General features: G+C 70.4%; 26 protein-coding genes. 12 read left to right on the top strand and 14 right to left on the bottom strand.

What is annotated here, in order from left to right; all coding sequences use genetic code 11:
- From DW296_RS08375 to DW296_RS08360, 4 genes are all read left to right on the top strand, one after another.
- On the top strand, positions 1-327 hold a 327-nt coding region (locus DW296_RS08375), incomplete at its 5' end, for an ATP-binding cassette domain-containing protein (protein WP_136051856.1).
- Positions 324-1,115, top strand: coding sequence for an energy-coupling factor transporter transmembrane component T family protein (locus DW296_RS08370; RefSeq protein WP_136051855.1), 792 nt, complete (start codon positions 324-326; stop codon positions 1,113-1,115). The genes DW296_RS08375 and DW296_RS08370, both read left to right, overlap by 4 nt.
- A 102-nt stretch (positions 1,116-1,217) precedes the next feature.
- Positions 1,218-2,588, top strand: coding sequence for a glutamate decarboxylase (locus tag DW296_RS08365; protein WP_136051854.1), 1,371 nt, complete (start codon positions 1,218-1,220; stop codon positions 2,586-2,588).
- Positions 2,589-2,596: 8 nt separating this feature from the next.
- Complete coding sequence (locus tag DW296_RS08360; RefSeq protein WP_205807909.1) at positions 2,597-4,069, top strand: amino acid permease; 1,473 nt, start codon at positions 2,597-2,599, stop codon at positions 4,067-4,069.
- A gap of 7 nt (positions 4,070-4,076) precedes the next feature.
- On the opposite strand, the gene DW296_RS08355 is transcribed toward DW296_RS08360, so the two are convergent.
- On the bottom strand, positions 4,077-4,802 hold the full coding sequence (locus DW296_RS08355; RefSeq protein ID WP_136051853.1) for an aminoglycoside 3'-phosphotransferase: 726 nt from the start codon (positions 4,800-4,802) through the stop codon (positions 4,077-4,079).
- 132 nt (positions 4,803-4,934) lie between these two features.
- On the opposite strand from DW296_RS08355, the gene DW296_RS08350 reads away from it, so the two are divergent.
- Together DW296_RS08350 and DW296_RS08345 are read left to right on the top strand one after the other, a co-directional pair.
- Complete coding sequence (locus tag DW296_RS08350) at positions 4,935-5,693, top strand: SDR family NAD(P)-dependent oxidoreductase (protein WP_136051852.1); 759 nt, start codon at positions 4,935-4,937, stop codon at positions 5,691-5,693.
- Positions 5,694-5,772: 79 nt separating this feature from the next.
- Positions 5,773-6,606: an SDR family oxidoreductase gene (locus DW296_RS08345; protein ID WP_136051851.1), complete on the top strand. Its 834-nt coding sequence runs from the start codon at positions 5,773-5,775 to the stop codon at positions 6,604-6,606.
- Positions 6,607-6,702: 96 nt separating this feature from the next.
- On the opposite strand, the gene DW296_RS08340 is transcribed toward DW296_RS08345, so the two are convergent.
- From DW296_RS08340 to DW296_RS08330, 3 genes are read right to left on the bottom strand one after another with little or no spacing between them, the layout of a single operon-like run.
- The gene (locus DW296_RS08340; RefSeq protein WP_136051850.1) at positions 6,703-7,452 is read right to left on the bottom strand and encodes a sulfite exporter TauE/SafE family protein; all 750 of its coding nucleotides are present in this window, start codon (positions 7,450-7,452) and stop codon (positions 6,703-6,705) included.
- Positions 7,449-8,150: an ankyrin repeat domain-containing protein gene (locus tag DW296_RS08335; RefSeq protein WP_136051849.1), complete on the bottom strand. Its 702-nt coding sequence runs from the start codon at positions 8,148-8,150 to the stop codon at positions 7,449-7,451. The genes DW296_RS08340 and DW296_RS08335 overlap by 4 nt, the downstream gene beginning before the upstream one ends.
- A 37-nt stretch (positions 8,151-8,187) precedes the next feature.
- A complete protein-coding gene (locus DW296_RS08330) occupies positions 8,188-8,826 on the bottom strand; it encodes a bifunctional 4-hydroxy-2-oxoglutarate aldolase/2-dehydro-3-deoxy-phosphogluconate aldolase (protein WP_136051848.1) in 639 nt (212 codons plus the stop codon).
- 132 nt (positions 8,827-8,958) lie between these two features.
- Between DW296_RS08330 and rlmN the strand changes: the two genes are divergently transcribed.
- Positions 8,959-10,248, top strand: a complete 1,290-nt coding sequence (rlmN, locus tag DW296_RS08325; protein ID WP_240743037.1) for a 23S rRNA (adenine(2503)-C(2))-methyltransferase RlmN — start codon at positions 8,959-8,961, stop codon at positions 10,246-10,248.
- Between the two features lie 124 nt (positions 10,249-10,372).
- A complete protein-coding gene (locus DW296_RS08320) occupies positions 10,373-11,863 on the top strand; it encodes a DUF4407 domain-containing protein (RefSeq protein ID WP_136051847.1) in 1,491 nt (496 codons plus the stop codon).
- On the opposite strand, the gene DW296_RS08315 is transcribed toward DW296_RS08320, so the two are convergent.
- Positions 11,851-12,171 carry a hypothetical protein gene (locus DW296_RS08315; RefSeq protein WP_136051846.1) on the bottom strand — a complete coding sequence of 107 codons (321 nt, stop codon included), beginning with the start codon at positions 12,169-12,171 and terminating at the stop codon, positions 11,851-11,853. The two genes, DW296_RS08320 and DW296_RS08315, sit on opposite strands and share 13 nt — an antisense overlap.
- A 19-nt stretch (positions 12,172-12,190) precedes the next feature.
- Between DW296_RS08315 and DW296_RS08310 the strand changes: the two genes are divergently transcribed.
- From DW296_RS08310 to DW296_RS08300, 3 genes are read left to right on the top strand one after another with little or no spacing between them, the layout of a single operon-like run.
- On the top strand, positions 12,191-13,684 hold the full coding sequence (locus DW296_RS08310; RefSeq protein WP_136051845.1) for an aminotransferase-like domain-containing protein: 1,494 nt from the start codon (positions 12,191-12,193) through the stop codon (positions 13,682-13,684).
- 9 nt (positions 13,685-13,693) lie between these two features.
- Positions 13,694-14,191 (top strand): hypothetical protein, encoded by a 498-nt coding sequence (locus tag DW296_RS08305; RefSeq protein ID WP_136051844.1) that lies wholly within the window; start codon positions 13,694-13,696, stop codon positions 14,189-14,191.
- Between the two features lie 53 nt (positions 14,192-14,244).
- Positions 14,245-15,258, top strand: a complete 1,014-nt coding sequence (locus tag DW296_RS08300) for an aldo/keto reductase family protein (protein ID WP_136051843.1) — start codon at positions 14,245-14,247, stop codon at positions 15,256-15,258.
- A gap of 66 nt (positions 15,259-15,324) precedes the next feature.
- Here the strand turns inward: DW296_RS08300 and DW296_RS08295 are convergent, their stop codons facing one another.
- The 4 genes from DW296_RS08295 to DW296_RS08280 all read right to left on the bottom strand — a co-directional run bounded on the left by DW296_RS08295 (position 15,325) and on the right by DW296_RS08280 (position 19,803).
- Entirely contained in the window at positions 15,325-16,245 is a 921-nt protein-coding gene (locus DW296_RS08295; protein ID WP_205807907.1) for a carbohydrate ABC transporter permease, read from the bottom strand.
- Positions 16,242-17,189 carry a carbohydrate ABC transporter permease gene (locus DW296_RS08290; protein ID WP_025105358.1) on the bottom strand — a complete coding sequence of 316 codons (948 nt, stop codon included), beginning with the start codon at positions 17,187-17,189 and terminating at the stop codon, positions 16,242-16,244. Before DW296_RS08290 ends, DW296_RS08295 begins: the two co-directional genes overlap by 4 nt.
- Positions 17,190-17,192: 3 nt before the next feature.
- Positions 17,193-18,506 (bottom strand): ABC transporter substrate-binding protein, encoded by a 1,314-nt coding sequence (locus DW296_RS08285; protein WP_136051842.1) that lies wholly within the window; start codon positions 18,504-18,506, stop codon positions 17,193-17,195.
- Between the two features lie 61 nt (positions 18,507-18,567).
- Entirely contained in the window at positions 18,568-19,803 is a 1,236-nt protein-coding gene (locus DW296_RS08280; protein WP_136051841.1) for an aminotransferase class V-fold PLP-dependent enzyme, read from the bottom strand.
- Between the two features lie 166 nt (positions 19,804-19,969).
- On the opposite strand from DW296_RS08280, the gene DW296_RS08275 reads away from it, so the two are divergent.
- Positions 19,970-20,647, top strand: a complete 678-nt coding sequence (locus DW296_RS08275; protein WP_060922368.1) for a FadR/GntR family transcriptional regulator — start codon at positions 19,970-19,972, stop codon at positions 20,645-20,647.
- A gap of 69 nt (positions 20,648-20,716) precedes the next feature.
- Here the strand turns inward: DW296_RS08275 and DW296_RS08270 are convergent, their stop codons facing one another.
- From DW296_RS08270 to DW296_RS08250, 5 genes are all read right to left on the bottom strand, one after another.
- Positions 20,717-21,232, bottom strand: a complete 516-nt coding sequence (locus tag DW296_RS08270; RefSeq protein WP_062637081.1) for a glycine cleavage system protein R — start codon at positions 21,230-21,232, stop codon at positions 20,717-20,719.
- Positions 21,233-21,253: 21 nt separating this feature from the next.
- Entirely contained in the window at positions 21,254-22,312 is a 1,059-nt protein-coding gene (locus tag DW296_RS08265) for a PLP-dependent cysteine synthase family protein (protein WP_136051840.1), read from the bottom strand.
- 72 nt (positions 22,313-22,384) lie between these two features.
- On the bottom strand, positions 22,385-23,197 hold the full coding sequence (locus tag DW296_RS08260) for a GntR family transcriptional regulator (protein WP_136051839.1): 813 nt from the start codon (positions 23,195-23,197) through the stop codon (positions 22,385-22,387).
- Positions 23,197-23,601, bottom strand: a complete 405-nt coding sequence (gene rbsD / locus DW296_RS08255; protein ID WP_136051838.1) for a D-ribose pyranase — start codon at positions 23,599-23,601, stop codon at positions 23,197-23,199. Before rbsD ends, DW296_RS08260 begins: the two co-directional genes overlap by 1 nt.
- Positions 23,602-23,615: 14 nt before the next feature.
- A complete protein-coding gene (locus DW296_RS08250; protein WP_136051837.1) occupies positions 23,616-24,578 on the bottom strand; it encodes a ribokinase in 963 nt (320 codons plus the stop codon).
- Positions 24,579-24,684: the final 106 nt, after the last annotated feature.

Here is a 24,684-nt window from a genome sequence, read left to right as displayed (position 1 = left end):
CTGGGCCTCCCCGAAGGCGAGATCGAAGCCCGTGTCGACGAGCTGCTCGCCCGGCTGCGGCTGGCGCATCTGGGGGCCGCGAATCCGTACACGCTCTCGGGTGGAGAGAAGCGCCGGCTCACGGTCGCGGCCGCGATCGCCACGCGACCCCGGGTGCTGATCCTCGACGAGCCGACGTTCGGTCAGGACGCCCGCACCTGGGCTGAGCTCGTCGCGATGCTCGCCGCCCTGCGGGACGAGGGGTCCGCGATCATCACCATCACCCACGATCTCGACGTGGTGCGCGCCCTGCACGCCACGCGGTTCGCGCTGGGGGCACCGGCATGACGGCTCTCGCCCCCGCGCCCACCCGCACCGGCGTCGTCGCCCGGATCAATCCGGTCGCGAAGCTCGGGGTCAGCGCGCTCATCGCCGTGCCGCTGGTCCTCACCCTCGACCCGGTGTCGGCGGCTGTCGCGCTGGTGCTCGAAGCGGTGCTGTTCCTCTTCGCGGGCATCGACTGGCGCGAGTTCTGGATGCGCACGTGGCCGGTCTGGCTCGCGGCGCCGCTGACCGGTCTCACCATCGCCCTCTACGGCGAGACGAGCGGCACCGTCTACGTCGACTGGTTCGTGCTCCGGATCAGCGAGGGGTCGCTCGCGCTCGCCGTCGCCACGATGCTCCGGGTGCTCGCGATCGCCCTGCCCTCGGTGGTGCTCTTCATCACGGTCGATCCCACCGACCTCGCCGACGGCCTCGGGCAGATCCTTCGGCTTCCGGCCCGTTTCGTGCTGGGCGCGCTCGCCGGCCTGCGCATGGCCGGCCTGTTCCTCGACGACTGGCGGGCTCTGGAACTCGCCCGCCGGGCGCGCGGCGTGGCCGATCGCGGACGCATCCGCCGCTTCCTCGGCATGGCCTTCGCCCTGCTCGTGCTGTCGATCCGCCGCGGTGCCAAGCTCGCGACCGCGATGGAGGCACGCGGCTTCGGGGCGGCGGGCCGACGGACGTGGGCGCGGGAGTCGCGCTTCGGCGCCCCGGAGTGGCTTCTGCTCGCCGTCGGGGCCGCGATCTCCGCGACGGCGATCGCCGCTGCGGTCGCGACCGGCGCCTGGAACTTCATCCTCGGGCCGTCCTGACCCTCACCCCTTTCGGACGAGGGGCCCGTAGAGGTGGCTCGGTGGCCGGTCTAGCGTCCGCTGGAGACAGTGCCAATCGACACCGACCGAAAGGGACGTCCCATGAGCATCTCCTCCGCCGACGACCAGCCGCTCTTCACGCGGCCGGGCGAGGCCACCGTCGCACCGCGACACGTCATCCCGGATTCCGAGTCCCTTCCCGCGACGGCGAAGCAGATCGTCGAGGACGAGACCATCCTCGACGGCAACGCACGCCTCAACCTCGCCACCTTCGTCAGCACCTGGATGGACGACGAGGCGAAGCAGGTCTACGTGGCCTCGTTCGACAAGAACATGATCGACAAGGACGAGTATCCGCAGACCGCCGCCATCGAGGACAACTGCTGGCACATGCTCGCGAACCTCTGGAGGGCTCCGGACGCGGCGAAGAGCATCGGCACCTCGACCATCGGCTCCTCCGAGGCGTGCATGCTCGGCGGTCTCGCGTTCAAGCGTCGCTGGCAGCAGGCGCGCCGTGCCGCCGGCAAGGACGCCTCCACGCCGAACCTCGTGATGTCGAGCGCGGTGCAGGTGTGCTGGGAGAAGTTCTGCAACTACTTCGACGTCGAACCGCGCTACGTGCCCATCAGCGAGGAGCACAAGACGCTCGACGGCCACGACCTCGAGAAGTACGTGGACGAGAACACCATCGGAGTGGTCGCCATCATGGGGGTCACGTACACGGGCATGTACGAGCCGGTGGCCGAGATCGCCGCGGCGCTCGACGCGATCCAGGAGAAGACGGGCCTCGACATCCCGATCCACGTGGACGGCGCCTCGGGAGCGATGATCGCCCCGTTCCTGCAGCCCGACCTGGTCTGGGACTTCCGGTTGGAGCGCGTGCACTCGATCAGCACCTCGGGGCACAAGTACGGTCTCGTCTACCCCGGTCTCGGCTGGGTGGTCTGGCGTGACGCGCAGTGGCTGCCGGAGGACCTCGTCTTCCAGGTGAGCTACCTCGGCGGGGAGATGCCGACCTTCGCCCTGAACTTCTCCCGCCCTGGCGCTCAGGTGCTGCTGCAGTACTACCTGTTCCTCCGCCTCGGATTCGAGGGGTACCGGGCCATCCAGCAGGCCTCGCAGGACGTGGCGAAGTTCCTGTCCGCGGGGATCGCGAAACTCGACGCGTTCGAGCTGTGGAACGACGGCAGCGACATCCCGGTGTTCGCCTGGCGTCTGAAGGACGGGCACACCGACAAGTGGACGCTGTACCACCTGCAGGATCGGCTCCGGATGCGCGGCTGGCTCGTGCCCGCCTATCCCATGCCCGCGGACCTCGAAGACCTCACGGTGCAGCGGATCGTCGTGCGCAACGGACTCAGCATGGATCTGGCCGCCGAGCTGCTCGACGCCATCACCGCCGAGGTGGCCCACCTCGACGCGCTCACGGCTCCCATGCCGTCCGACCACCCCGACTCGGCGTTCCACCACTAGGGGCCGACATGTCCGCCCCGCAGTCCGGTACCGCCGGCGCCACCTCCACGCCGCGCATCTCCCGTCCCGCCGTCGCCGTCCTCGGCATCGGCCAGCTCGCCCTGCTCACCCTCGTCGTCGTGGCGAGCCTGCGGTCCCTGCCGGCGATGGCGATCTACGGCCTCGGCAGCATCACGCTGTACCTCATCCCCGCGGTGCTCTTCCTCGTCCCCACCGCCCTCGTCGCCGCGGAGCTCGCGACGGGCTGGAAGGGCGGGGTGTACGTGTGGGTGCGCGAGGCCCTCGGCAACCGGTGGGGGTTCACCGCGGTGTGGCTGCAGTGGATCCAGAACGTCGTCTGGTTCCCCACACAGCTCGCGTTCGTCGCCGGCGCTCTCGCCTTCGTGTTCCTCGACCCCTCGCTGTCCAGCTCCGGTTTCTTCACGGCGGTCATCATCATCGTCTGCTACTGGGGCGCCACCCTGGTCACCCTCCGCGGTGGCGATCTCTTCGCGAAGCTCGGCTCCTGGGGCGGCATCATCGGCACGCTCTTCCCCGCGGTGCTGCTCATCGTGTTCGGCGCGGTGTGGGTCTTCAGCGGAGAGAAGAGTCAGGTGCCGCTCGAGGCCTCGGCGGTGATCCCGCCGTTCACGGGTCTCGCGTCCATCGTGCTGATCGTGTCGAACGTGCTGGCCTACGCCGGCATGGAGGTCAACGCGGTGCACGTGAACCAGATGAAGGATCCGGGCAAGGGCTATCCGCGTTCGGTGTTCCTCGCCGCCGGCCTGATCCTGCTCGTCTTCATCCTGCCCACCATCGCGATCGCGGTCGCGGTGCCGAAGAAGGAGCTCGGGCTGACGAACGGCATCATGCTCGCGTTCGGGGAGTACTTCGACCACTGGGACATGGGGTGGGCGACGGCTGTCGTCTCCGCGCTCATCGCCGCCGGCGCTCTCGCCTCGGTCGTGACCTGGGTCGCCGGTCCGTCCAAGGGCGTGCTGGCGGCGGCGGAGACGGGGCTGCTCCCTCCGCTGCTGCAGAAACGGAACAAGGCCGGTGTGCAGTCCGGCATCCTCATGCTCCAGGGGACCATCGTCACGATCCTCGCGGCGATCTTCATCATCGTGCCCAACGTCAGCGCGGCCTTCGTCGCGCTGATCGACATGGCCGCCGCGCTGTACCTCATCATGTACATGCTCATGTTCGCCTCGGCGATGGTGCTGCGGCGGAAGGCACCGGACGTCCCCCGTGCCTACCGCGTGAAGGCCCTCCCGTTCGTCGCCGGGGTCGGGTTCTTCGCCTGCCTCGCGGCGTTCCTGCTCGCCTTCATCCCGCCCGACGGCTTCACCGCGTTCCCGGCGGCCGCGTACCCGTGGATCGTCGGAGCGGTGATCGTCGTGCTCGGCGCCCCGCCGCTGCTCTTCTACGCGCTGCGGAAGCCCTCGTGGGATCGGCGGCCGGCCGACGGGAGCCTCCTCAGCGACGCGCATCCCGAGGCGTGAGGACGGCTCAGGTCTCGTTCCAGAGCCGTCGGTAGTACTCCAGCCGGACGTGGTCGGGCTCGACGCCGTAGGCCGCGATGAGGGTGCCCTCCCACCCGGGTCCGAAGTTCCACAGCGTGCTCATGGCGGCCACGGCGATGTCGGCCCACCGGTCGGCGACCCCGAGCGCGGCGAGGTCGACGTGGGCCACGGGACGGCCGTCGTCGTCGAGCAGGGTGTTGGGGAGGCACGCATCGCCGTGGCAGACCACGAGCCGGTCGATCGACGGCGGCTCGAGCAGGTCCGTCGGCACCGTCGTTCCGCGGGCGGCGGCGTTCGCGATGCGCTCCGCCGGGCTCCACGTCCACGGGCACTCCGCGACGGGGAGGGCGTCGTGCAGGAGGCGCAGGCCGAGCCCGACCGCGCGGACGGCGATCTCCGGAGAGGCGGCCCACCGCGGATCCACGGCACTGCTGCCGGGGAGGGCCGCGGTCACGAGCCACTCGTGCGCCTCGTCCTGGCCCTGGGAGAGCACCTCGGGCACGGTGGTCCATGTGCGGGCCCAGCGCATCCGCTCGGCCTCGTCACGCATGTTCGCCTCGGGATCGAGGGGACCCCATTTGATGTAGCGGCCGTCGTCGGTGCGGAAGGTCAGGCCGCCGAGCGCGTTGCGCCACGCGGGGGTCAGTGCGGCGCCGGCGGCGAGTTCGCGCACCCGGGCGGGGACCTCGACGGAGGCTGCGGGAATGCTCACCCCCTCATCCTGCCCGACCTCCGTGTCGTAGGCTCGGGTCGACGCGGCGGGCCTGCGGTGACACCAAGAACCGCATAGGCTGGGACTGCGTTCCATGCATGTCGCACGACGACGTTCGAAGGAGAACATCAGATGCAGATCAGCGGACAGGGTGCCCTCGTCACCGGCGGCGCCTCCGGACTCGGGCTGGCCACCGCCCGGCGGCTGACGGCCGCAGGCGCGCACGTCACGATCATCGACCTCGCCTCGTCGAAGGGGGAGGAGATCGCCGCAGAGCTCGGCGGTCTCTTCGTGCCCGCGGATGTGACGAGCGTCGACGAGGTCAAGGCCGCCGTCGCCGCGGCGCAGGCCGCCGCACCGTTGCGGGTCGTCGTGAACTGCGCCGGCATCGCCCCGCCCGCCAAGGTGCTCGACCGCGACGGCACCCCTGCCGTCCTCGCCGACTTCGAGCGGATCGTGCGGATCAACCTCGTCGGCACGTTCAACGTGATCTCCCAGGCCGCCGCCGTCATCGCGGCGAACGAGCTGCATGACGAGGAGCGCGGTGTCGTCGTCAACACCGCGAGCGTCGCCGCGTTCGACGGGCAGATCGGGCAGCCGGCGTACTCGGCCTCTAAGGGCGGGGTGCACGCCATGACCCTGCCGATCGCCCGGGAGCTCGCCCGTCACGCCATCCGCGTGGGCACGATCGCCCCCGGCATCATGGAGACCCCGATGCTCATGGGCCTTCCGCAGGAGGCGCAGGACTCCCTCGGACAGCAGGTGCCGTTCCCCGCTCGTCTCGGACGCCCCGACGAGTACGCCGCCCTCGTGCAGCAGATCGTCGAGAACGGCTACCTCAACGGCGAGACCATCCGCCTCGACGGCGCCATCCGCATGGCCCCGCGGTGACCCCTCCCGGCTTCGAATCGCCTGAATGACCCGATTCGAGCCGGAAATCCAGCCAATCAAGCGATTCGAAACGAGAACCATGAGCACACTCGCCGGAAAGACCATCCTCATGTCGGGCGGCAGCCGCGGGATCGGCCTCGCGATCGCCCTGCGCGCGGCCGCGGACGGCGCGAACATCGCGATGCTCGCCAAGACCGACTCCCCGCACCCGAAGCTCGAGGGCACCGTGCACAGCGCTGCCGAGCAGATCCGCGCCGCGGGCGGCCAGGCGCTGCCGATCGTGGGCGACGTGCGGGACGACGACCACATCACCGAGGCCGTCATGAAGACGCAGGGCGAGTTCGGCGGGATCGACATCGTCCTCAACAACGCCAGCGTCATCGACCTCTCCCGGTCGCTCGACCTCTCCGCGAAGAAGTACGACCTGATGCAGGACGTGAACGTCCGCGGCACCTTCATGCTCTCCCGGGCCGCGGTGCCCATCCTCAAGGACGCCGCGAACCCGCACATCCTCTCGCTCTCGCCACCCCTGAACCCCACCCCGAAGTGGCTGGGCGCGCACACCGGGTACACGCTGGCCAAGTACGGGATGACGATGGTCACGCTCGGACTCGCGGCGGAGTTCGCGGCCGACGGCATCGCCGCCAACACGCTGTGGCCGCGCACGACGATCGCGACGGCCGCGGTGCAGAACCTCCTCGGCGGCGACAAGGTGATGGCCGCGAGCCGGACGGCCGACATCTACGCCGACGCCGCCTACGCCGTGCTCACCCAGCCGGCGCGCACGTACACGGGGCAGTCGCTGATCGTGGAGGACGTGCTCGAGGCGAACGGCGTCACCGACTTCTCGGGCTACGCCGCCGTCCCCGGGACTCCGGACAGCGCGCTGTTCCCGGACATCTTCCTGGACTGACGCGCTTCGACAGGCTCAGCGACCCAGATCTGGGCCCTGAGCCTGTCGAAGGGTTGGGTCCCTGAGCCCGTCGAAGGGCCTGAGCCTGTCGAAGGGCTAGAGCAGCAGGTAGACGGCACCGAGGATCGTCAGCACGATCACGATGCGATCGAAGAGCCGCTGATCCAGGCGCCGCGCCACCCGCAGGCCGACCAGCGCGCCGAGCACCACGAGCGGCGCCAGGATCGCATCGGTGAGCAGCACGGGGCCGGTGAACAGTCCGATCCCGGCCAGGAACGGCACCTTGATCACGTTGATGATCGCGAAGAACCAGGCGGAGGTGCCGAGAAAGACCTGGACGGGCGTCCGCGTGGCGAGGAAGTACATCGACATGACCGGTCCGCCCGCGTTCGCCACCATGGTCGTGAAGCCGCCGAGCGTGCCGTAGACGCCGGCCAGCAGCGCGCCGCCCCGCGTCGCCGCCTCCTGTTCCGCCCGCGCCTGCCGCCATCGCCGCCACAGCGTCACGGCGATCATGAGTAGCAGGATCACGCCGATGGCGCGGCGCACGACCCCGTCTCCGGTCAGGGCGAGGAAGGCGAAGCCCAGGAGGAGTCCCGCCACGACCGCGGGTGCGAGTCGTAGCAGCGTGGGCCAATGCGCGTGCCGTCGATAGGCGATCAGCGCGAACACGTCGCCCACCATCAGCAGCAGAAGGGTCGCCGCCGTGGAGGTGCGTGCGGGGAGGACCGCGGCGAACAGGGCGATCGCGAGGATGCTGCCGCCCGGAAGAGCGGTCTTCGAGATCCCGATGACGACCGCGGCCACGCCGAGCGCGGCCCAGGCCCAGGGATCGAGCGCTGTCACCGCCGGAGCTCGGCGGCGATGGCGTCGTACCCGCGGTCGGTCGCGAGGTCGACCGGCAGCACGCCGTCGCCGTCGCGGATGGTCGCATCGGCGCCGCCGTCGATGAGCGCGCGCACCACCTCGACGTAGCGGGCGGAGCCGTCGCCGAGCACGATCGCCTCGTGCAGGGCGGTCCAGTCGAGGTTGTTGATGTGATCCGGGTCGACGCCCGCGTCCAGCAGGATCTCGATCGTCGGCAGGAGACCACGCTCGGACGCGGGGATCAGCGCGGTGCCGCCGAAGCGGTTGGTGCTGCGCAGGTCGGCCCCGTGCGCCAGGGTCATCCGCAGGATCTCGTCATGCCCGCGGGCGCCGGCGTAGAGGTAGGCGGAGTCCTGGATGTCGTCCTTCGCGTTCACGTCGGCGCCGGCCTCGATCAGGAGCCGTGCCGCGTCGACGTGGTTCGCCTTGGTGGCCGCGATCACGGGAGTCATGCCGCCGTCGCCACGGGCTTCGACGTCGGCGCCCGCGTCGAGCGCCCGGCGGACGGCGTCAGCGTCGCCCGCGGCGGCGGCGGCGAGCAGGTCGGACGTGGCGTCGGTCATGGGAACCTCCGGGATCGGTGGCGAGGGATGCGACGAGGTCGCGGCGGTGCAGGCCGAGGCGAGAAGCAGTGCCCCCGCGAGCACGACGGTCGTCGCCACCCGTCGTATCCGCATGCATCCGGTATACCAAATGATCCCGGAGGTCGACGGCTCAGCCCCGTGTGGCAGCGAGCGCGGCCGCGAAGCGTGCGGCGCGCTCCTCGATGTCCGCCCAGTCCGCGTTCGCGATCGCGGTGCCGTTCGCGAGGTCTCCACCGGCCCCGACGGCGACCGCACCGGCGGCGAACCAGTCGGCGAGGTTGTCGGGCTTCACGCCTCCCGTGGGCATCAGCGGGGCGTCGGGGAAGGGCCCGCGCAGCGCACCGAGGTAGGAGGGGCCGCCGAGGGAGGCGGGGAAGATCTTCACGACGTCGACCCCGAGATCGAGGGCCCCCATGACCTCCGTCGGCGTCATCGCGCCGGTCATCACCACGCGGCCGGTGTCGAGCATGGCGCGCGTGAGGTCGGGGAGGGTTCCCGGGCTGACGAGGAACGCGGCACCCGCGTCGGCGGCCTGGGTCGCCTGCTCCGCCGTGGTGACGGTGCCGGCGCCGATGTACGCGGCGTCCCCATGGCGGGCGATGAGCTCGCGGATCACGGCCGGCGCGTCGGGGGTCGAGAAGGTCACCTCGATGCCGGAGACTCCGCCGCGGATGATCGCCTCCGAGGCCTCCAGAGCCAGCTCCGGCGACGGGGCGCGGAGGACGGCGAGGATGCCGGTGGTGCGGGCGCGGGCGAGACGGTCGGACATGCTGCTCCTTGATCGAGGGGGATGCACCCATTCTTCCGCACGGCAACTTGTCATTACAAGTAGCCTCGGCCCCGCTCCGCGACAGGGATCGTGCCCAGGCGCCTCCCACCCGCATCCCGGTACCCTGGAGGGATGGCCGAGAACCCCCGCACACCCGAGACGCGCCCCGCGACCGCGCCCGCGTCGTCCCGTTCGGGGGCGATCCGCGAGACGCGGGCCCCGCAGGTGCGCCCCGCGACCGAGGGGTGGACCCAGAAGAAGGACGCCGAGGGGCGCCCCCTGCTGCAGTTCGCGAGTCCGAAGCGCGGCAAGCCGCCGGTCCACCTCGCCGACCTCACCCCGGCCGAGCGCATCGAGAAGGTGAAGGAGCTCGGACTCCCCGGGTTCCGCGCCAAGCAGCTCGCGACGCACTACTTCCGCCACTACACGTCCGACCCCGCGGAGATGACGGACCTCCCCGCCGGCATCCGCGACGAGCTCGTCGCCGGCATGCTCCCGCCCCTCATGACCGAGGTGCGGCGGCTGGAGACCGACCGCGGCGACACCATCAAGTTCCTCTGGCGTCTGCACGACGGCGCGCTCGTCGAGTCGGTCCTCATGCGCTACCCCGGCCGCATCACGCTGTGCGTGTCGAGCCAGGCCGGCTGCGGCATGAACTGCCCGTTCTGTGCCACGGGCCAGGCGGGGCTGACGCGCAACATGTCCACCGCCGAGATCATCGAGCAGATCGTCCGGGCCAACCGGGCCATCGCGAACGGCGAGCTGGGCGGCAAGAAGCGCGACGACCACAGCATGGAGCGCGTCTCCAACATCGTCTTCATGGGCATGGGGGAGCCGCTCGCCAACTACAAGCGCGTCATGGACGCGGTGCGCACCATGGTCGCCCCGCAGCCCGACGGTCTCGGCATGAGCGCCCGCGGCATCACGGTGTCGACGGTGGGACTGGTGCCCGCGATCCGCAAGCTCGCCGACGAGAACATCCCCGTCACGTTCGCCCTGTCGCTGCACGCCCCCGACGACCACCTGCGCGACGAGCTCATCCCCGTGAACTCGCGGTGGAAGGTCGACGAGGCGCTCGACGCGGCCTACGACTACTACGCCAAGACCGGGCGCCGCGTGTCCATCGAGTACGCCCTCATCAAGGACATGAACGACCACGCCTGGCGGGCCGACCTGCTGGCGGAGAAGCTGAACCAGCGCGGTCGCGGATGGGTGCACGTGAACCCGATCCCGCTGAACCCGACGCCGGGCTCGATCTGGACCTCGTCGGAGAAGGACGTCACGGACGAGTTCGTGCGGCGGCTGAACGACGCCGGCATCCCGACGACCCTCCGCGACACCCGCGGCAAGGAGATCGACGGGGCCTGCGGGCAGCTCGTCGCGACGACCGAGGATGAGGCTGCCGCCGCGGCGATGGCCTGACCCCTCCGTTCGGATCGCTTACCTGGCTCCACATCCGGCCCAGATGCAGCCATTCGCGCGACTCGAAGACCCGTCCAAGGGATCTTCCACGGTATGCACAGGCGAAGTTTCGTAGATTGTCGGGATGCCCTATTCCGCCCACCGCCCGGGTCGCTTCGACTCGCAGGGTCGGATCATCATCGACGGCGACCCGAACGCCGAGACGGATGACCTCGACTTCCTGCGCGAGTACGAGCCGACCGGCGACACCTCCGCGCAGCCCGACGTCGCGTCCGACCACCCGACGCCCGAGCCGGTGACGGCGCCCGACGCCCCGGTCGACGCGGAGGCCGTCCCCGAGCGGAAGGTCCGCCCGCAGCGCGTCCGGAAGCCGCGTCGTCGTCGCACCGCCGCCGAGCGCCTCCGTGCTCTCGCGATCCTCGGCGGGGCCGAGGGCGAGATCCTCGACCGGGTCCCCGGCGAGACCCCGCGCTTCGTGCAGATGTTCTTCGTGCTCGCCGGGACCGCCCTGGTCAGCGCGATCTCCATGCTCTTCGCCCTGACGACGGGCGTGCGAGCAGCGGTCTGGCTCGCCATCCCGCTCGCGATCGTGTGGGCGCTGATCATCTTCAACCTCGACCGCTTCCTCACCTCGACCATGACGTCGACCCGCAACGTCTGGAAGCTCATCGGCCTCGCGATCCCCCGCGTGATCATGGCGGCGATCATCGGATTCGTCGTGGCGGAGCCGCTCGTGCTGCAGATCTTCCACAACGACATCTCCCGCGAGGTCGCCGCGACCAACATCGTGCAGGCGCAGGCCGATCAAGAGGCGCTCGAGACCGGTCCCGAGAGGAAGGCGCTGGACGCGGCGTCCGAGCGTGTCGCGGCGCTGGAGAACCAGGCGGCGACGGGCATCGTCGCGGGGACCGAATCGTCGTCGGCGACCGAGTCCGCCGCCCAGTCGACGGTCGACGATCTGACGGCCAAGCTCACGGAGCAGCAGGCCGTGATCGACCAGGCGCGGACGCTGTACCAGTGCGAGCTCACGGGCGAGGGCGCGGGCACTGTTCCCGGCTGCACCGGCGTGAACGGGGAGGGCGCGAGCTCTCAGGCCGCGCAGGCTCAGCTCGCGGAGGCCCAGCAGACCTATGACGCGCTCGCGGCCCAGCTCCGCACCGCGAACGAGGAGCTCGCCGCTGCCGGAAGCGCCGCCAAGGAGAACACCACGGCTTCGGAGTCGCAGAACCGTCAGCAGGCGAAGGACGAGCTCCCCGCCGCGCGCGACACGTACGAGCAGGCGCTCGCGGCCTACAACGCCCGCGCGGATTCCGTGGCGCAGGGCAACGCCGGGGCGGTGGGGCTGCTGAGCCAGATCAGCGGCCTCAACCGCCTGAGCGAGAAGGAGCCCGCGATCCTCTGGGCGCACATCCTCATCGCCGCGCTGTTCTTCATGATCGAGCTGCTGCCGGTGCTGGTGAAGGTGCTCACGAGCTACGGCGACCCCAGCCTGTACGAGAAGGCTCTGGCCATCCGCAAGCAGGTCGCCCTGGACAAGGTCACGGCGGAGGGCTTCCGCGACCGCGCCGACATCGTCACCACTCCCGCCTCCGGCGCCGGGGCTCAGGCCACCTGACACTCCTCCGTCTCGAGTCGCGCACTTTGCTCCATCCCGGCCGGATCTGGAGCAAAGTGGGCGATTCGAACGCGGGAGAGGCCCCCGGACCGAGCCGCCACCGCGAGAGAACGGATCAGGGCGACCGGGGACGGGGCGACCGGCCACGGGGCGCCGGTCACGGCGGCCTCGATGAGGGCCAGCGGTTCGCGGAGGGATGGGTCGTGCGTGCGGGTGTCGTCCTCGAGCCACGCGAGGAGCTCGCCGATGGTCCAATCGGAGTCGATTGGACCGAGAGTGAGACCGAAGCTGGGCGTGAGAACTGTCATTGGTCCAGAATCAGGTCTCATGGACACTCTCGACAGGGCCAATGCGACGCCGGTGGCCCACGGATCGGTCCCCGGCCCCCTCGTCCAGGCCGGGGAGGTCTCCGCGACCGCCCTCGCCGCACGCCTCGGCCGCTGGGCGCACGGCGACGGCACGCTCTCCTCGCGACTCGCCGCGGCGATCGGCGCCCTGATCGGCAGTGGTGAGCTGCGCCCCGCCGACCGCCTGCCTGCCGAACGCGCGCTCGCCGCGGTGGTCGCGGTCTCGCGGGGCACGGTCGTGTCCGCCTATGCTTCTCTCGCCGAGCAGGGCCTCGTCGAGCGCCGGCAGGGGAGCGGGACGAGGGTCTCGGGCGCGAGGACGGCGCCCGCGGCGGACCGTCGTCCCGGCCGCGGCGAGGCCCTGTTCTCAGCTCTCCCCAATGCGATCGACCTGCTCCGGACGGTGCCGCACATCCCAGACCTCGGTGTGCAGCTCATCCGCGACCACCAGCCGCGGCTCGACCTCGCCCTGCTCCCGGAGACCGACCCCGCGGGGCTCCCCGCGCTCCGCGAACTCATCGCCGACATGTACCGCGCCGAGGGGACGCCGACCACGCCTGAGCAGATCCTCGTGACCCACGGCGCGCAGCAGGCCATCAGCCTCGTCGTCAACGCGCTCGTGGAACCGGGTGACGTCGTGCTCGCGGAGGAGATCACCTGGCCGGGCGTGACCGACTCCGTGGGGCTTCGCGGCGGCACCGTGCACGGCGTGCCGATGGGCGCGGACGGCCTCGACGTCGACGCGCTGGAGCAGGCGATGGCCCGGCTGCGTCCTGTGCTCGTCGCGCTCAACCCGCACCACCAGAATCCGACGGGGACGCGACTGCCCGCGGCGGCCCGCCACCGCGTGGCCACCCTCGCCGCGCAGTACGGGGTTCCCGTGATCGAGGACCGCGTCGTCGCCGGGATCTCGTTCGACGGGGTCGTGCCGCCCACGCTCGCGTCGGAACGGCCGGATGCCCCGGTGGTCGTCGTCGAATCCGTGTCGAAGTGGGCCTGGGCCGGACTGCGGATCGGGTGGCTGCGGGCCGACCCGGTGCTGGTCCGGCGGCTCCGCGGAGCGCGGCAGCTCGCCGACCAGTCCACGAGTGTGCCCGGCCAGCTCCTCGCGCTCGACCTCATCGCGCATGCGACGGAGCTCCGTCGCGCCAACAGCCGCGTGCACCAGGAGCGACTCCTCCTGCTGCAGGAGCTGATGGCCGCGCACCTCCCCGACTGGACCTCCGACGCCCCTCGGGGCGGACTCTCGCTGTGGGCGGGACTTCCGCGGGGCTCCGCGTCGGCTCTCGCGCGCGTCGCCGCCGCGCACGGGGTCTCGATCGCGGGCACCGAGGCCTTCGCGGTCTCGGCCGCCGCCCCGGACGACCATGTGCGCCTGCCGTTCACTGCGCCGGACGACGTGCTCACGGAGGGGGTGCGCCGCTTGGGCGACGCCTGGCGCGAGTACCGGGAGACTCTCAGCAGCTCTGCCTAGGGTGACCGCATGACACCGGTGCCCCGTCCCACCCTCTGGATCTGCATCGCGGGGGTGCTGGCCGTCACCGCGTACGCCGCCCTCGCCGCGGTGCAGATCCTCGTGCTCAACCCGCTCGCCGCGGCCCCGGGCGGCCTCTCTCTCGACGAGGTCCGGGCCGCGATGTCGAACGCCGGGGAGAGCCTCATGCCGCCGACGGTCCTCGGCATCCTCGGTGCGGGGGTGTGCCTGGCCATCGGAACGGCCATCGTGTGCCTCCTCACCCGGGCGCCCGCGGTGGTGGCCGGCATGACGTTCCTCGCGCTGCTCATGGGCGGGGCTCCGGCATACTTCGTTGCGTCGTTCGGCCCGGGCATGGGGCTCGCCGACACCTTCGGGATCAGCGGCGGCGATGCCTCCCCCTGGGCGCTGCCCCTGTACGCGATCAGCGCGCTCGCCGCGATCGGGGTGCTGGTCGGGTCCGCGCTCACGTCCCGCCGCCGCGGACCGGCGCCCGCCACCGCCTGACGATCACGGTCGATCCGGCCCGCCGCTCCCCCTGGCGGGACTAGCGTTGGTCCATGGTCAACTATCGCTATCTCGGCAACAGCGGTCTCAAGGTCTCGGAGATCACGTACGGCAACTGGGTCACGCACGCCTCGCAGGTCGAGGACGATGCCGCGGTCAAGACCGTGCACGCCGCCTTGGACGCCGGCATCACCACGTTCGACACCGCAGACACCTACGCCAACACGGCCGCCGAGGTCGTGCTCGGCAAGGCTCTGGAGGGCCAGCGTCGCGAGAGCCTCGAGATCTTCACCAAGGTCTACTTCCCGACCGGCCCCAAGGGTCCGAACGACACCGGCCTGAGCCGGAAGCACATCATGGAGTCGATCAACGGCTCGCTGCAGCGCCTCGGCACCGACTACGTCGATCTCTACCAGGCACACCGCTTCGACTACGAGACCCCGCTCGAGGAGACGTTCCAGGCCTTCGCCGACGTCGTCCGTCAGGGCAAGGCGCTCTACATCGGCGTCTCGGAGTGGACCGCGGAGCAGCTCCGCGAAGGACACGCCCTGGCGAAGCAGCTCGGCATCCAGCTCATCTCCAACCAGCCGCAGTACTCCATGCTGTGGCGGGTCATCGAGGGCAAGGTCGTCCCCGCGTCGGAGGAGCTCGGCATCTCGCAGATCGTCTGGTCGCCGATGGCGCAGGGCGTGCTGAGCGGGAAGTACCTCCCGGGTCAGCCGGTGCCGGAGGGGTCTCGGGCGACGGATCAGAACTCGGGTGCGGGCTTCATCAAGAGCTTCCTGCAGGACGACATCCTCACCGCGGTGCAGCGCCTCAAGCCGATCGCCGAGCAGGCGGGGCTGTCGATGCCGCAGCTCGCGATCGCATGGGTGCTGCAGAATCCGAACGTCGCGGCGGCCCTGGTCGGCGCCTCCCGTCCGGAGCAGCTCGCCGACACGGTCAAGGCCTCCGGCGTGAAGCTCGACGCCGACACCATGACCGCGATCGACGAGGCCCTCGGCGACACGGTCAACCGCGACGCCGAGCACACGTACTCGGTGTCGCCGAAGTCCCGGCTCGTCTAGGCCTTCGAAGAGCGCAAATGGTCCCATTCCGTCCGGGAATGGGACCATTTGCGCTATTCGGGCGGGCTACTCCTTGACGGCCCCGGCCGTGAGGCCCTGGACGATCCAGCGGCTGGCGAGGGCGAACATCACCATCGTCGGGAGGATCGTCAGCACAGCTGCGGCACTCATGGAGCCCCAGTCGATGTTGAACGTGGAGATGAAGCCGTTCAACGCCGATGGCACGGTGCGGTTCGCGTCGGTGTTCATCAGCACGACCGACAGGAACAGCTCGTTCCAGCAGTTCACGAAGTTGAAGATGAACGCCGCGATGATGCCGGGGGTCATCACCGGAACGAGCACCCGGAACAGGGCGCCCAGGCGCGAGCAGCCGTCGATCATCGCCGCCTCCTCCAGCGCGTCGGGGACGTTCTCGAAGAAGCCCCGCAGCATGACCGTGGAGAACGGGATGCAGATCGCGATGTAGACGAGGATGAGGCCCGGCTTGGTGTCGACGAGTCCGAGGTCGGTCATCATCGAGTACAGCGGTCCGAGGGCGATGAACGCCGGGATCATCTGCGTCAACAGGAACGCGATGAGCACCGCCCCCTTGCCGCGGAACTCGAACCGCGCCAGCACGTAGGCGCTGAGCAGGGCGATGAGCGTCGCCACAGCGCCTGCCGACACCGCCACGATGGCCGAGTTCGCCAGGAACGTCCCGAACGAGCTCTTCTCGAACAGGCTCGTGAAGTTGTCCAGCGACGGCTCGCTCGGCCAGTACTCGATCGGGAAGCGGTTGATGGTGCCCGGCGACTTGAACGCGGTGAGCGTGATCCAGTACAGCGGGAACAGGGTGATCAGCAGCCACAGCCCCAGGCCGACGATGCGCACGACGCCGCCCACCGTGACGCGGGGCTTGGGACGCGGGGCGGCCTTCGGGTCGGGCACCGTGATGCGACGGGTCTCCGTGACCGAGGAGCCGGTCCGGACGGATGAGGTGATGGTCATCGCTGCACTCTCCGCATCGCCATCAGGTAGAACGCGCAGAACACCATGAGGAACGCCACGACGATGAGCCCGATGGCGCTCGCGATGCCGTAGTTGCCCTGCTGCGTGTAGTTGATCATCCACGTCGTGATGATGTGGGTCTGGTTGGCCGGGCCGCCGTTCGTCATCGCGTAGATGATGTCGGGGAAGTTGAAGATCCAGATCACGCGCAGCAGGATCGTGAGCAGCAGCGTCATCGAGATGTACGGGATGATGATGGAGAAGAGCTGCCGCACCTTGCCGGCGCCGTCGAGGCTCGCCGCCTCCAGCATCTCGTCCGGCACCGACTGGAGAGCCGCGAGGATCATGATCGCGAAGAAGGTCACGCCGTACCAGATGTTCGCGACGATCACGGCGAACATCGCGAGCTTCGGGTCGGCCAGCCACGGCAGCGGCGCGTCGATCAGACCCGCCTTCATGAGCAGGTCGTTGACGACGCCGAACTCGGCGTTGAACATCCAGCGGAACAGCATGCCGATGAGGAAGCCGGACACCGCCCACGGGAAGAACACCAGCGCCTGGTAGAGCCCGCGGAAGCGGAACCGCTTGCGCAGGGCGAGGGCGATGAGGAACCCGATCACGAGCTGCGGCACGAGCGAGCCGACCACCCAGAGGACGGAGTTCCACGCCACGGTCGGGAAGGCGGGATCCCGGAACACGGCGAGGAAGTTGTCGAAACCCACGAACGGCGTCGACGTGAGATCCCACAGGTTCCAGTCGTGGAAGGCCATGCGGGCGCCCTGCAGCATCGGCCAGTAGGTGAACCAGCAGACGAAGACGATCGCCGGCGCGAGGAAGGCCAGCAGCGTGAGCGCGGTGCGACCTCGGAAGGGGCGGCGACGCGATGCCGGGGAGGCCCCGCCGGCGGTGCCGACGGAGCCCCCTTCACGAATGGTGCGGGCCACGGATCAACCCTTCTCCGCGGCGTACTTCTCGGTCCAGAACGCGTCCCACGAGGCGAGGAGGTCCTTCGTGGACATGTTGCCGAGCAGCACGCTCTGCACGTCCTGGTCGGACTTCTGGATCCACTCGGTCCACCAGCTCACCCCGCGCGGCTGGCGCACGTTGACGTAGGTCTCCGGGTCCTCGGTCATGGTCACGTAGCTGGTCCACGGGCCAGTGGAGTAGAACTCGTCGTCCGCGGCGGCCGCGATGATCGGGACGAGGCTGTTCGCCTGCGCGAACTCGGTGGCGGGCTCGGCGGACGACAGGAACTCGACGAGCTTCACCGCCGCCTCCTTGTGCTCGCTGTTCTCCGCGACACCCCAGCCGGCGACGGCGAGGGGCTGCGCGGCCTTGCCGGACGGGCCGACGAGCAGCGGCGCGGTGTCCCACTGGTCCTCGGTCAGCGAGGAGTCCTGCACCGTCGCGATGACCTCGGGGTCCTGCAGGAGGAAGGCCGTGGTGCCGTTCGTGAACCCGGCGACCATCTCGGGGTAGCCCCACGAGACGGCGGACGGCGGCGAGGCCTCGGTGAACAGATCGAAGTAGTCGTCGACGGCCTCCTGCGCCTCGGGGGCCGCGAAGATCGTCGAGCCGTCCTCCATGAGGAACGCGTCTTCCGTGTCGAGGCCGTCGATCGTGTAGGCCTCGATCGCCGCGACGACGTTGCTGTTCGCGTTCTGACCGCCGCGGAACGCGTAGCCGTAGATGTTGTTCGACGGGTCCTGGATCGCCGACGCCTGCTCCAGCAGGTCCTTCCAGCTGTGCGGCGGGCCGTCGAAGCCGGCGTCCTTCACGAGGTCGGTGCGGTAGAACAGCGACAGCCCGTAGAAGCCGTAGGGGACGAAGTAGCTCTTGCCGTCCTCCGCGACCGAGGCGGACTGCGCGTTCTCGGTCAGGGCGTCCCAGCCGTCCCACTTCTTCAGATCGGCGCCGAGGTCGTAGAGCCAGCCGTTGTTCGCGAACGGCCCGACGGTGATGTCGCGCACCTCGAGCACGTCGACGCCCTTGCCGGACTGCAGCATCTGCTGGATCTTCTGGTCGGCCTGCTCGGTGGGCGGGGAGACCAGGTTGACGGTGATGTCGGGGTTGTCCTTCTCGAACTCGTCGAGGAGTCCGCGGAGCAGCTCGGTGCGCGCCGGGTTCGTCAGGCTCTCGACCATCTGGAGGGTGACGCTGCCGTCGCCGCCGGACGAGCCGGAGCCTCCGGAGCAGCCGGTGAGTGCGAGGACGGCGACGGTGCCGACTCCGGCTGCGGTCGTCAAGATCTTGTTCTTCACGATGTGCCTCTCGGTGGGGGTGGGTGGGTGTTCGGGTGGGTCGTGCGGGAGGTGATGCGGGTCAGGGGAGGATCAGGGCGTCCGCGAGGCGGATGCCGGCGCGGCGCAGGATCGCGGGGACGCAGCGCTCGACGAACGCCTCGATGTCGGACGCCTCCGTGTACAGGTGCGCGGAGAGGCGGAAGTAGCCGACGCCGCGGAAGCTGGTGAACGCGGTCTCCACGCCGACCTCGTCGAGGAGGTCCATGCGCAGCGCGTCGGCCTCCTCGCGCGTGGCACCGAGGCCGAGCGGCAGCCGGATGAGCCGCATGGACGGCACCGGGGAGGGGAGAGGGGTCAGCGGATTCTCGTCGCTGAAGGGGCGCAGGGCTTGGGCGATGAGCTCGGCGCCGGCGTCGGCCCGTGCGGCCATGGCGTCGCGGGCGGCCGCCCATCCGAACTCGGCCTCGATGAACTCGATCGCGGTGGGGGTGGCGAGGTAGGTCGTCGCGTCGATCGTGCCCTGGGTGTCGAAGCGCTCGGGGTACGGCTCGCGCGCGGCCCAGGAGTCGATCAGCGGCCAGAGCTCATCGCGGTCGGAGGCGGTGGTGACGAGGAGGGCGGAGCCGCGAGGGGCGCAGGGCCACTTGTGCAGATTGCCGAACCACCAGTCGCCGCCGGCGACGGCCGCCGCGTCCGGGATGAGGCCGGGAGCGTGGGCGCCGTCGACGAGGGTGCGCACGCCGCGCTCGGCCGCGAGGTCGGCGATGCGGCGGGTGGGCAGCAGGCGGGCCGTGGGCGAGGTGATCTGGTCGACGACGAGCAGCCGCGTGTGCGGGGTGAGGGCATCGGCGAAGAGCTGCACGATCTCGTCGTCATCCGCGAGCAGGGGAAGCGCGACCGTGCGGACGGAGGCGCCGAATCGTCGGGCGAGGCGCTCGGCGCCCATGGTGATGGCGCCGTAGCCCTGGTCGGTCACGAGGATCTCGTCGCCGCTGTCGAGCTGGAGGGCGTTGTAGACGACGGTGGCCGCGGCGGAGGCGTTGGGCACGAACACGCTGTCCTCCGCGCGCGCTCCCACGAACGGGGCCGTCCGCTCCCTGGCGTCCTGCACGCGCTCCGCGATCCGAGGGAACCACTCGACGGGGCTGAGGTCGGCGCGGCGGCGCAGCGCGTCCTGGTGGGCGACGACCACCGAAGGCACCGCCCCGAAGGACCCGTGGTTCAGGTGGATCACGGTCGGGTCGAGCGGCCAGGCATCGCGCGCCCGCAGGCCGGAGTTCAGCGTGAGCGGAGCGGGGAACTGCGGAGCGGGCATCGGACCTCATCGATGAGTGGGGGCGAGTTGTTGCACAACTTTGCCATAAGCCTTCGCTTTTGGCTACGAAACCGAGAAGATGAAACATAGTTGTCATACGAGTTTGCGGCGACCGGTGTGTCCGACAGACTTCACGAGGGGTGGGGGAGTGGCAGAGAGGATGACGATGAGCGCACTCGACACGGCGCTGCACGGGCTGCGGGCTCTCATCGCCGACGGCGCTCTGCGCCCCGGCGACCGGCTGCCGAGCGAGGGGGAGCTGTGCGAACGGCTCGGCGTCTCGCGGGGATCGCTCCGCGAAGCCATCCGCACCCTTGCCGCACTGGGGGTGCTGGAGACGCGGCACGGTTCCGGCAGCTACGTCAGCGAGCTCCGCGCCGCCGACCTCATCGGCAGTCTCTCCCTCACCGTCGGACTGCTGCCGATGGCCGGGGTGCTGGAGCTGACCGAGCTCCGTCGGGTGCTCGAGCCCCATGCGGCGGCGCTCGCCGCGGCCCGTATCGACGACGACACGGTGGCCGCGCTCGACGAGGTGCTCACCGAGATCGAGTCGACGACGGACTTCGAGGCGCAGTCCCGCCTCGACCATGAGTTCCACATGGCCATCTCGTCGGTCGCGGGCAACGAGGCGCTGACCAGCCTGATCGACGTGCTGCGCTCCCGCTCCCGTGCCTACCGGATCTCCGACCCGGAGGATGCCGCGGAGCTCAAGATCCACTCCGACGCCGGCCACCGTGCGATCCTGCGCGGCCTCGCCGCCGCGGATCCGGTCGCGGCCTCGGCCGCCGCGTCCGCCCACGTCGCCTACACCGAGTACTGGGTGCGGCGGTACTCCGGCCTCTGACTCCGTTCGAATCGCCCGATTGGTCCCATCCGGCGGCCGAATGGAGCCATTCAGGCGATTCGAACGGGGTCAGCCGAGGTTGATGTCGACCTGGATCTCGGACGCGAGGCGCTCGAGGTCGGCACGCAGGGCGTCGAGGTCGACCGTCGGCGGGACTTTCGCGATCACCGAGGCCTCGAACAGCCGCCCGCCGGCCATCGCGGCCTCCCGGGTCTCGGTCGTGAGCTCCTCGATGCTCAGGGCGTGCGCGTTCAGCACCGCCGACACCTCGCGCACGATCCCGGGGCGGTCGTTGCCGAGCACCTGCATCACGAGCAGCTGCTCCTCGTCCTCGGACGGCCCTGGCGTGCCGGTGAGCACCGAGAGCGTGAGCAGACCCTGGCCCTGGATCCCCCGGAGTGCGGTCTCGAGCTCCCCGGTGCGCTCCGTCGGCACGGACACCTCGATGACACCCGCGAACGTGCCGGCGAGCTCGGCGAGGGAGCTGTTCTCCCAGTTGCCGCCGTGGGCATCGACGACATCGGCGACGGCGGCCACGAGGCCTGGACGATCGGCACCCGCGACGGTGAGGATGAGTGTGGTCATGGGGTCAGCGTAACCCGGGGATCACTCCGCCCAGACCCCGGTCTCCAGGAACCGCTCCAGCCGCGCACGGTGCGGCGCGAGGTCCCACCCCTGCTGTGCCACCCAGTCGTCCGAGTAGTACGTGCCGGCGTACCGCACCCCGCTGTCGCAGATCAGGGTCACGACGCTGCCGGTCTCGCCCGCGGCACGCATCCGCGCGATGAGCTGGAACGCGCCGTAGAGGTTCGTGCCGGTGGAGCCGCCCGCCCAGTGAAGGGTGCGCTCGCGGAGCAGGCGGATCGCGGCGATGGAGCCCGCGTCCGGCACCTGGATCATCTCGTCGATCACGGACGGCACGAAGGAGGCCTCCACCCGCGGACGCCCGATGCCCTCGATGCGGCTCGGGCGTCCGGCGGGCGGGTCGACCGTGCCCGCCCAGCCGTCGTAGAAGGCCGAGCCCTCGGGATCGACGACGGCGATCCGGGTGTCATGACGGCGGTACTTCACGTAACGGCCGAACGTGGCGCTAGTGCCCCCGGTGCCGGCGCCCGTGACGATCCAGCGGGGGATCGGATGCCGCTCCTGGGCGAGCTGGCCGAACACGCTGTCGGCGATGTTGTTGTTGCCGCGCCAGTCGGTCGCACGCTCGGCGTACGTGAACTGGTCGAGGTAGTGCCCGGTGCAGTCCGCCGCCAGGCGCTGCGCCTCCGGGGACATGTCCTCCGCGCGGTCGACGAAGTGGCAGGTGCCGCCGTAGAACTCGATGAGGTCGATCTTCTCCTGCACCGTCGACCGAGGCACGACGGTGATGAACTTCAGCCCCAGCATCCGGGCGAAGTAGGCCTCCGACACCGCGGTCGACCCGCTCGACGACTCCACGAGGGTCGTGTCCTCGCGGATGCGCCCGTTGACGAGCCCGTAGAGGAGGAGGGACCGCGCGAGGCGGTGCTTGAGGGAGCCGGTCGGGTGCACCGACTCGTCCTTGAGGTAGAGGTCGATGCCCCACTCCGGCGGCAGCGGGAACAGGTGCAGGTGCGTGTCGGCGCTGCGGTTGGCATCGGCTTCCAGCAGGGCGATCGCGGTGCTGGTCCAGTCGCTCATGCCCTCGAGCGTACCGGGGCCGGCACCGTCATTCCGGCATGGAGAACAGCCGGGCCCCGGGGCGGACCCGGCTCAGCCCACCGTGCCCGCAGGGGAGGCGCCGCCCGATCCGTCCACGTGCATCAGCGACGCCTGGGACTGCTCCTGCTGGAGCTGGAACTCGAAGCGCGAGCGGTCGCCGCGGTGGTACGCGATGAAGTACTCGATCGGCAGCCCGTCCTCGCTGCGGCTGATGCTGCGCAGGCGGAGGAGGGCGGAGCCGGCACTCACGCCGAGGTGCAGGGCCTGCTCGTGCGTGGCGACCGTCGCCTCGGCGGAGCGGACGCCGTGCGTGGCGATGATGCCGTGGTCGGCGAGCAGCCGGTACAGCGACGCCTCGGTGAGGTCGGCGCCGAGCGTCACCGCCCCCACCGCCTCCGGCATCCACGTGGTCGAGAGCGACCAGGGCTCGCCGTCGACGTGCCGCAGTCGCTCCAGCACGATCACCGGCGATCCGACCGGCACCTCCAGGGCGAGGGCGACCTCCTCGTCGGCGACGGTCTGCTCGTGCCGGAGGACGTCGCTGTGCACGTGGCCGCCGCGCCGCTCGACGTCGTCGTACAGCCCGACGAGCGTGTGCACGAGACTCTCGCTCGTGCGCGGGCGGGAGACGAAGGTGCCCTTGCCCTTCACGCGCTCGACGAGTCCCTCGTGTTCGAGCTGGGCGAGCGCCTGGCGCACCACCGTGCGGGAGATGCCGTAGCGCTCGCACAGCCGGTGCTCGCCCGGGAGGGGATCCCCCGGCTGCAGACCGTCGCGGGCGATGCCGTCGATGATGAGCTGCCGGAGCTGGTCGTACATCGGCGCCGCGCTGTGGCGGTCGATCGCATCCTCGATGAGAGACATCAGTACGCCACCCCCGCGTGCAGGATCACGTTCGCGTACGGGGTGAACTCCCCGGAGCGCACGAAGGCGCGGGCGGCGTGCGTGCGCTGCTTGAACTCCACGTGCGGGACGAGCTCGATCTCGAAGCCTGCGCCGGCGAAGCGCTCGCGCAGGGCGTCGAGCACCTCCGGGCTCTTCTCGGCGACCTCGGCCGACACCGTCGCCCCCTCGACCACGAGCTCCGCGAGCACCGTGTCGAGCACGTCGAGGAAGGCGGGGGCGCCGGGACGGTAGGCGAGGTCGATGCGCTCGGAGCCCGGCGGGATCGGCAGCCCGGCGTCGGTCACGACGATCAGATCGGTGTGCCCGGTCTCGCTGATGACGCGGGAGAGCGCCGGGTTGATCGTGGTCGAGGTCTTGCGCATCGTGTGCTCCTGGTTCAGTTCGCGACGGGGGCCGCGGTGCGCGCGGCGAGGAAGGCCTCGACGTCGGCGCGGTGGGGGAGGCTCGGTGAGGCCCCCTGCTTCGTGACGGTGAGGGCGCCCGCGGCGGTCGCCAGCCGCACCGCATCGGTGAGGGCCGCTCCGCTTGCGAGCGCGGCACCGAGGTAGCCGGCATAGGCGTCGCCCGCAGCGGTGGTGTCGACGGCCTCCACGGGGAACGGCGGGACGACGGTGGCGCCCTCGGCGGTGACGACGCACGACCCCTGCCCGGCCAGGGTGATGACCGCGGCGCCCACGCCCTGCTCCAGGAACCAGTGCCCGGCGCGCTCGGCGGAGGCGGCGTCGGTCACCTCGATGCCGCTGATGAGCGACGCCTCGGTCTCGTTCGGGGTGACGATGTCGATGCTCCGCCAGATCTCCGGTGCCAGCTCCGCCGCCGGCGCCGGATCGAGGATCACGGTCATCCCGTGCTCGCGACCCCGCGCGGTGATGTGCGCGGTCAGGGCGGACGGGGTCTCCAGCTGGGTGAGCAGGACGGAGGTCGTCGGGGCGAGAGCCGCGAGGGCCTCGTCGATCTGCGCCGTGCTGAGGGCGGCGTTGGCGAGCGGCACCATGACGATGTCGTTCTGCGCGGAGGCGTCGACGCGGATGTGCGCGATGCCGGTCGGACCCGGCACGGTGCGCAGGTGCGCGAGGTCGACGCCGGCCGCGGTGAGCCCGTCCACCACGAGGTCGTGGAACAGGTCGTCGCCGACGCACCCGACGAAGCTCGTGCGGGCTCCGGAGCGCCCGGCCGCGACGGCCTGGTTCGCGCCCTTGCCGCCGAGCATCAGCGTGAACTCGTCGCCGAGGATGGTCTCGCCGCGGGCAGGGAGCCGCTGGGAGAAGGTCGTGACGTCGGCCGTCACGCTGCCGACGATGACGACGCCGGAGCGGTCGCCGGGGTGTGCGGGTGTCATCTCGCTCCTGATCCTCCTCGACAGCGCGGGGCTCCCGGTCTTTGACAAGGTTCGGGAGCTGTCATTACATTAGCCGAAGCCCCACCTGTAACGACAGGTTGTCCGC

The sequence above is a fragment of the Microbacterium sp. K36 genome, assembly GCF_004794355.1.
GTDB classification, from domain to species: Bacteria; Actinomycetota; Actinomycetes; order Actinomycetales; family Microbacteriaceae; genus Microbacterium; species Microbacterium paraoxydans_D.
Note: the sequence above shows the minus strand (reverse complement) of the source record. Positions and strands in the feature narration are given on the sequence as shown.

What these genes read in the sequence shown, in the direction of transcription:
- DW296_RS08260 (WP_136051839.1), bottom strand. Translation starts at nt 23,197, where the DNA reads ATGTCTCTCATCGAGGATGCGATCGACCGCCACAGCGCGGCGCCGATG.
- DW296_RS08305 (WP_136051844.1), top strand. Translation starts at nt 13,694, where the DNA reads ATGACACCGGTGCCCCGTCCCACCCTCTGGATCTGCATCGCGGGGGTG.
- DW296_RS08315 (WP_136051846.1), bottom strand. Translation starts at nt 12,171, where the DNA reads ATGACAGTTCTCACGCCCAGCTTCGGTCTCACTCTCGGTCCAATCGAC.
- DW296_RS08295 (WP_205807907.1), bottom strand. Translation starts at nt 16,245, where the DNA reads ATGACCATCACCTCATCCGTCCGGACCGGCTCCTCGGTCACGGAGACC.
- rlmN (WP_240743037.1), top strand. Translation starts at nt 8,959, where the DNA reads ATGGCCGAGAACCCCCGCACACCCGAGACGCGCCCCGCGACCGCGCCC.
- DW296_RS08370 (WP_136051855.1), top strand. Translation starts at nt 324, where the DNA reads ATGACGGCTCTCGCCCCCGCGCCCACCCGCACCGGCGTCGTCGCCCGG.
- DW296_RS08365 (WP_136051854.1), top strand. Translation starts at nt 1,218, where the DNA reads ATGAGCATCTCCTCCGCCGACGACCAGCCGCTCTTCACGCGGCCGGGC.
- DW296_RS08320 (WP_136051847.1), top strand. Translation starts at nt 10,373, where the DNA reads ATGCCCTATTCCGCCCACCGCCCGGGTCGCTTCGACTCGCAGGGTCGG.
- DW296_RS08250 (WP_136051837.1), bottom strand. Translation starts at nt 24,578, where the DNA reads ATGACACCCGCACACCCCGGCGACCGCTCCGGCGTCGTCATCGTCGGC.
- DW296_RS08280 (WP_136051841.1), bottom strand. Translation starts at nt 19,803, where the DNA reads ATGCCCGCTCCGCAGTTCCCCGCTCCGCTCACGCTGAACTCCGGCCTG.
- DW296_RS08350 (WP_136051852.1), top strand. Translation starts at nt 4,935, where the DNA reads ATGCAGATCAGCGGACAGGGTGCCCTCGTCACCGGCGGCGCCTCCGGA.
- DW296_RS08335 (WP_136051849.1), bottom strand. Translation starts at nt 8,150, where the DNA reads ATGCGGATACGACGGGTGGCGACGACCGTCGTGCTCGCGGGGGCACTG.
- DW296_RS08310 (WP_136051845.1), top strand. Translation starts at nt 12,191, where the DNA reads ATGGACACTCTCGACAGGGCCAATGCGACGCCGGTGGCCCACGGATCG.
- DW296_RS08275 (WP_060922368.1), top strand. Translation starts at nt 19,970, where the DNA reads ATGAGCGCACTCGACACGGCGCTGCACGGGCTGCGGGCTCTCATCGCC.
- DW296_RS08345 (WP_136051851.1), top strand. Translation starts at nt 5,773, where the DNA reads ATGAGCACACTCGCCGGAAAGACCATCCTCATGTCGGGCGGCAGCCGC.
- DW296_RS08265 (WP_136051840.1), bottom strand. Translation starts at nt 22,312, where the DNA reads ATGAGCGACTGGACCAGCACCGCGATCGCCCTGCTGGAAGCCGATGCC.
- DW296_RS08300 (WP_136051843.1), top strand. Translation starts at nt 14,245, where the DNA reads ATGGTCAACTATCGCTATCTCGGCAACAGCGGTCTCAAGGTCTCGGAG.
- rbsD (WP_136051838.1), bottom strand. Translation starts at nt 23,601, where the DNA reads ATGCGCAAGACCTCGACCACGATCAACCCGGCGCTCTCCCGCGTCATC.
- DW296_RS08330 (WP_136051848.1), bottom strand. Translation starts at nt 8,826, where the DNA reads ATGTCCGACCGTCTCGCCCGCGCCCGCACCACCGGCATCCTCGCCGTC.
- DW296_RS08270 (WP_062637081.1), bottom strand. Translation starts at nt 21,232, where the DNA reads ATGACCACACTCATCCTCACCGTCGCGGGTGCCGATCGTCCAGGCCTC.
- DW296_RS08360 (WP_205807909.1), top strand. Translation starts at nt 2,597, where the DNA reads ATGTCCGCCCCGCAGTCCGGTACCGCCGGCGCCACCTCCACGCCGCGC.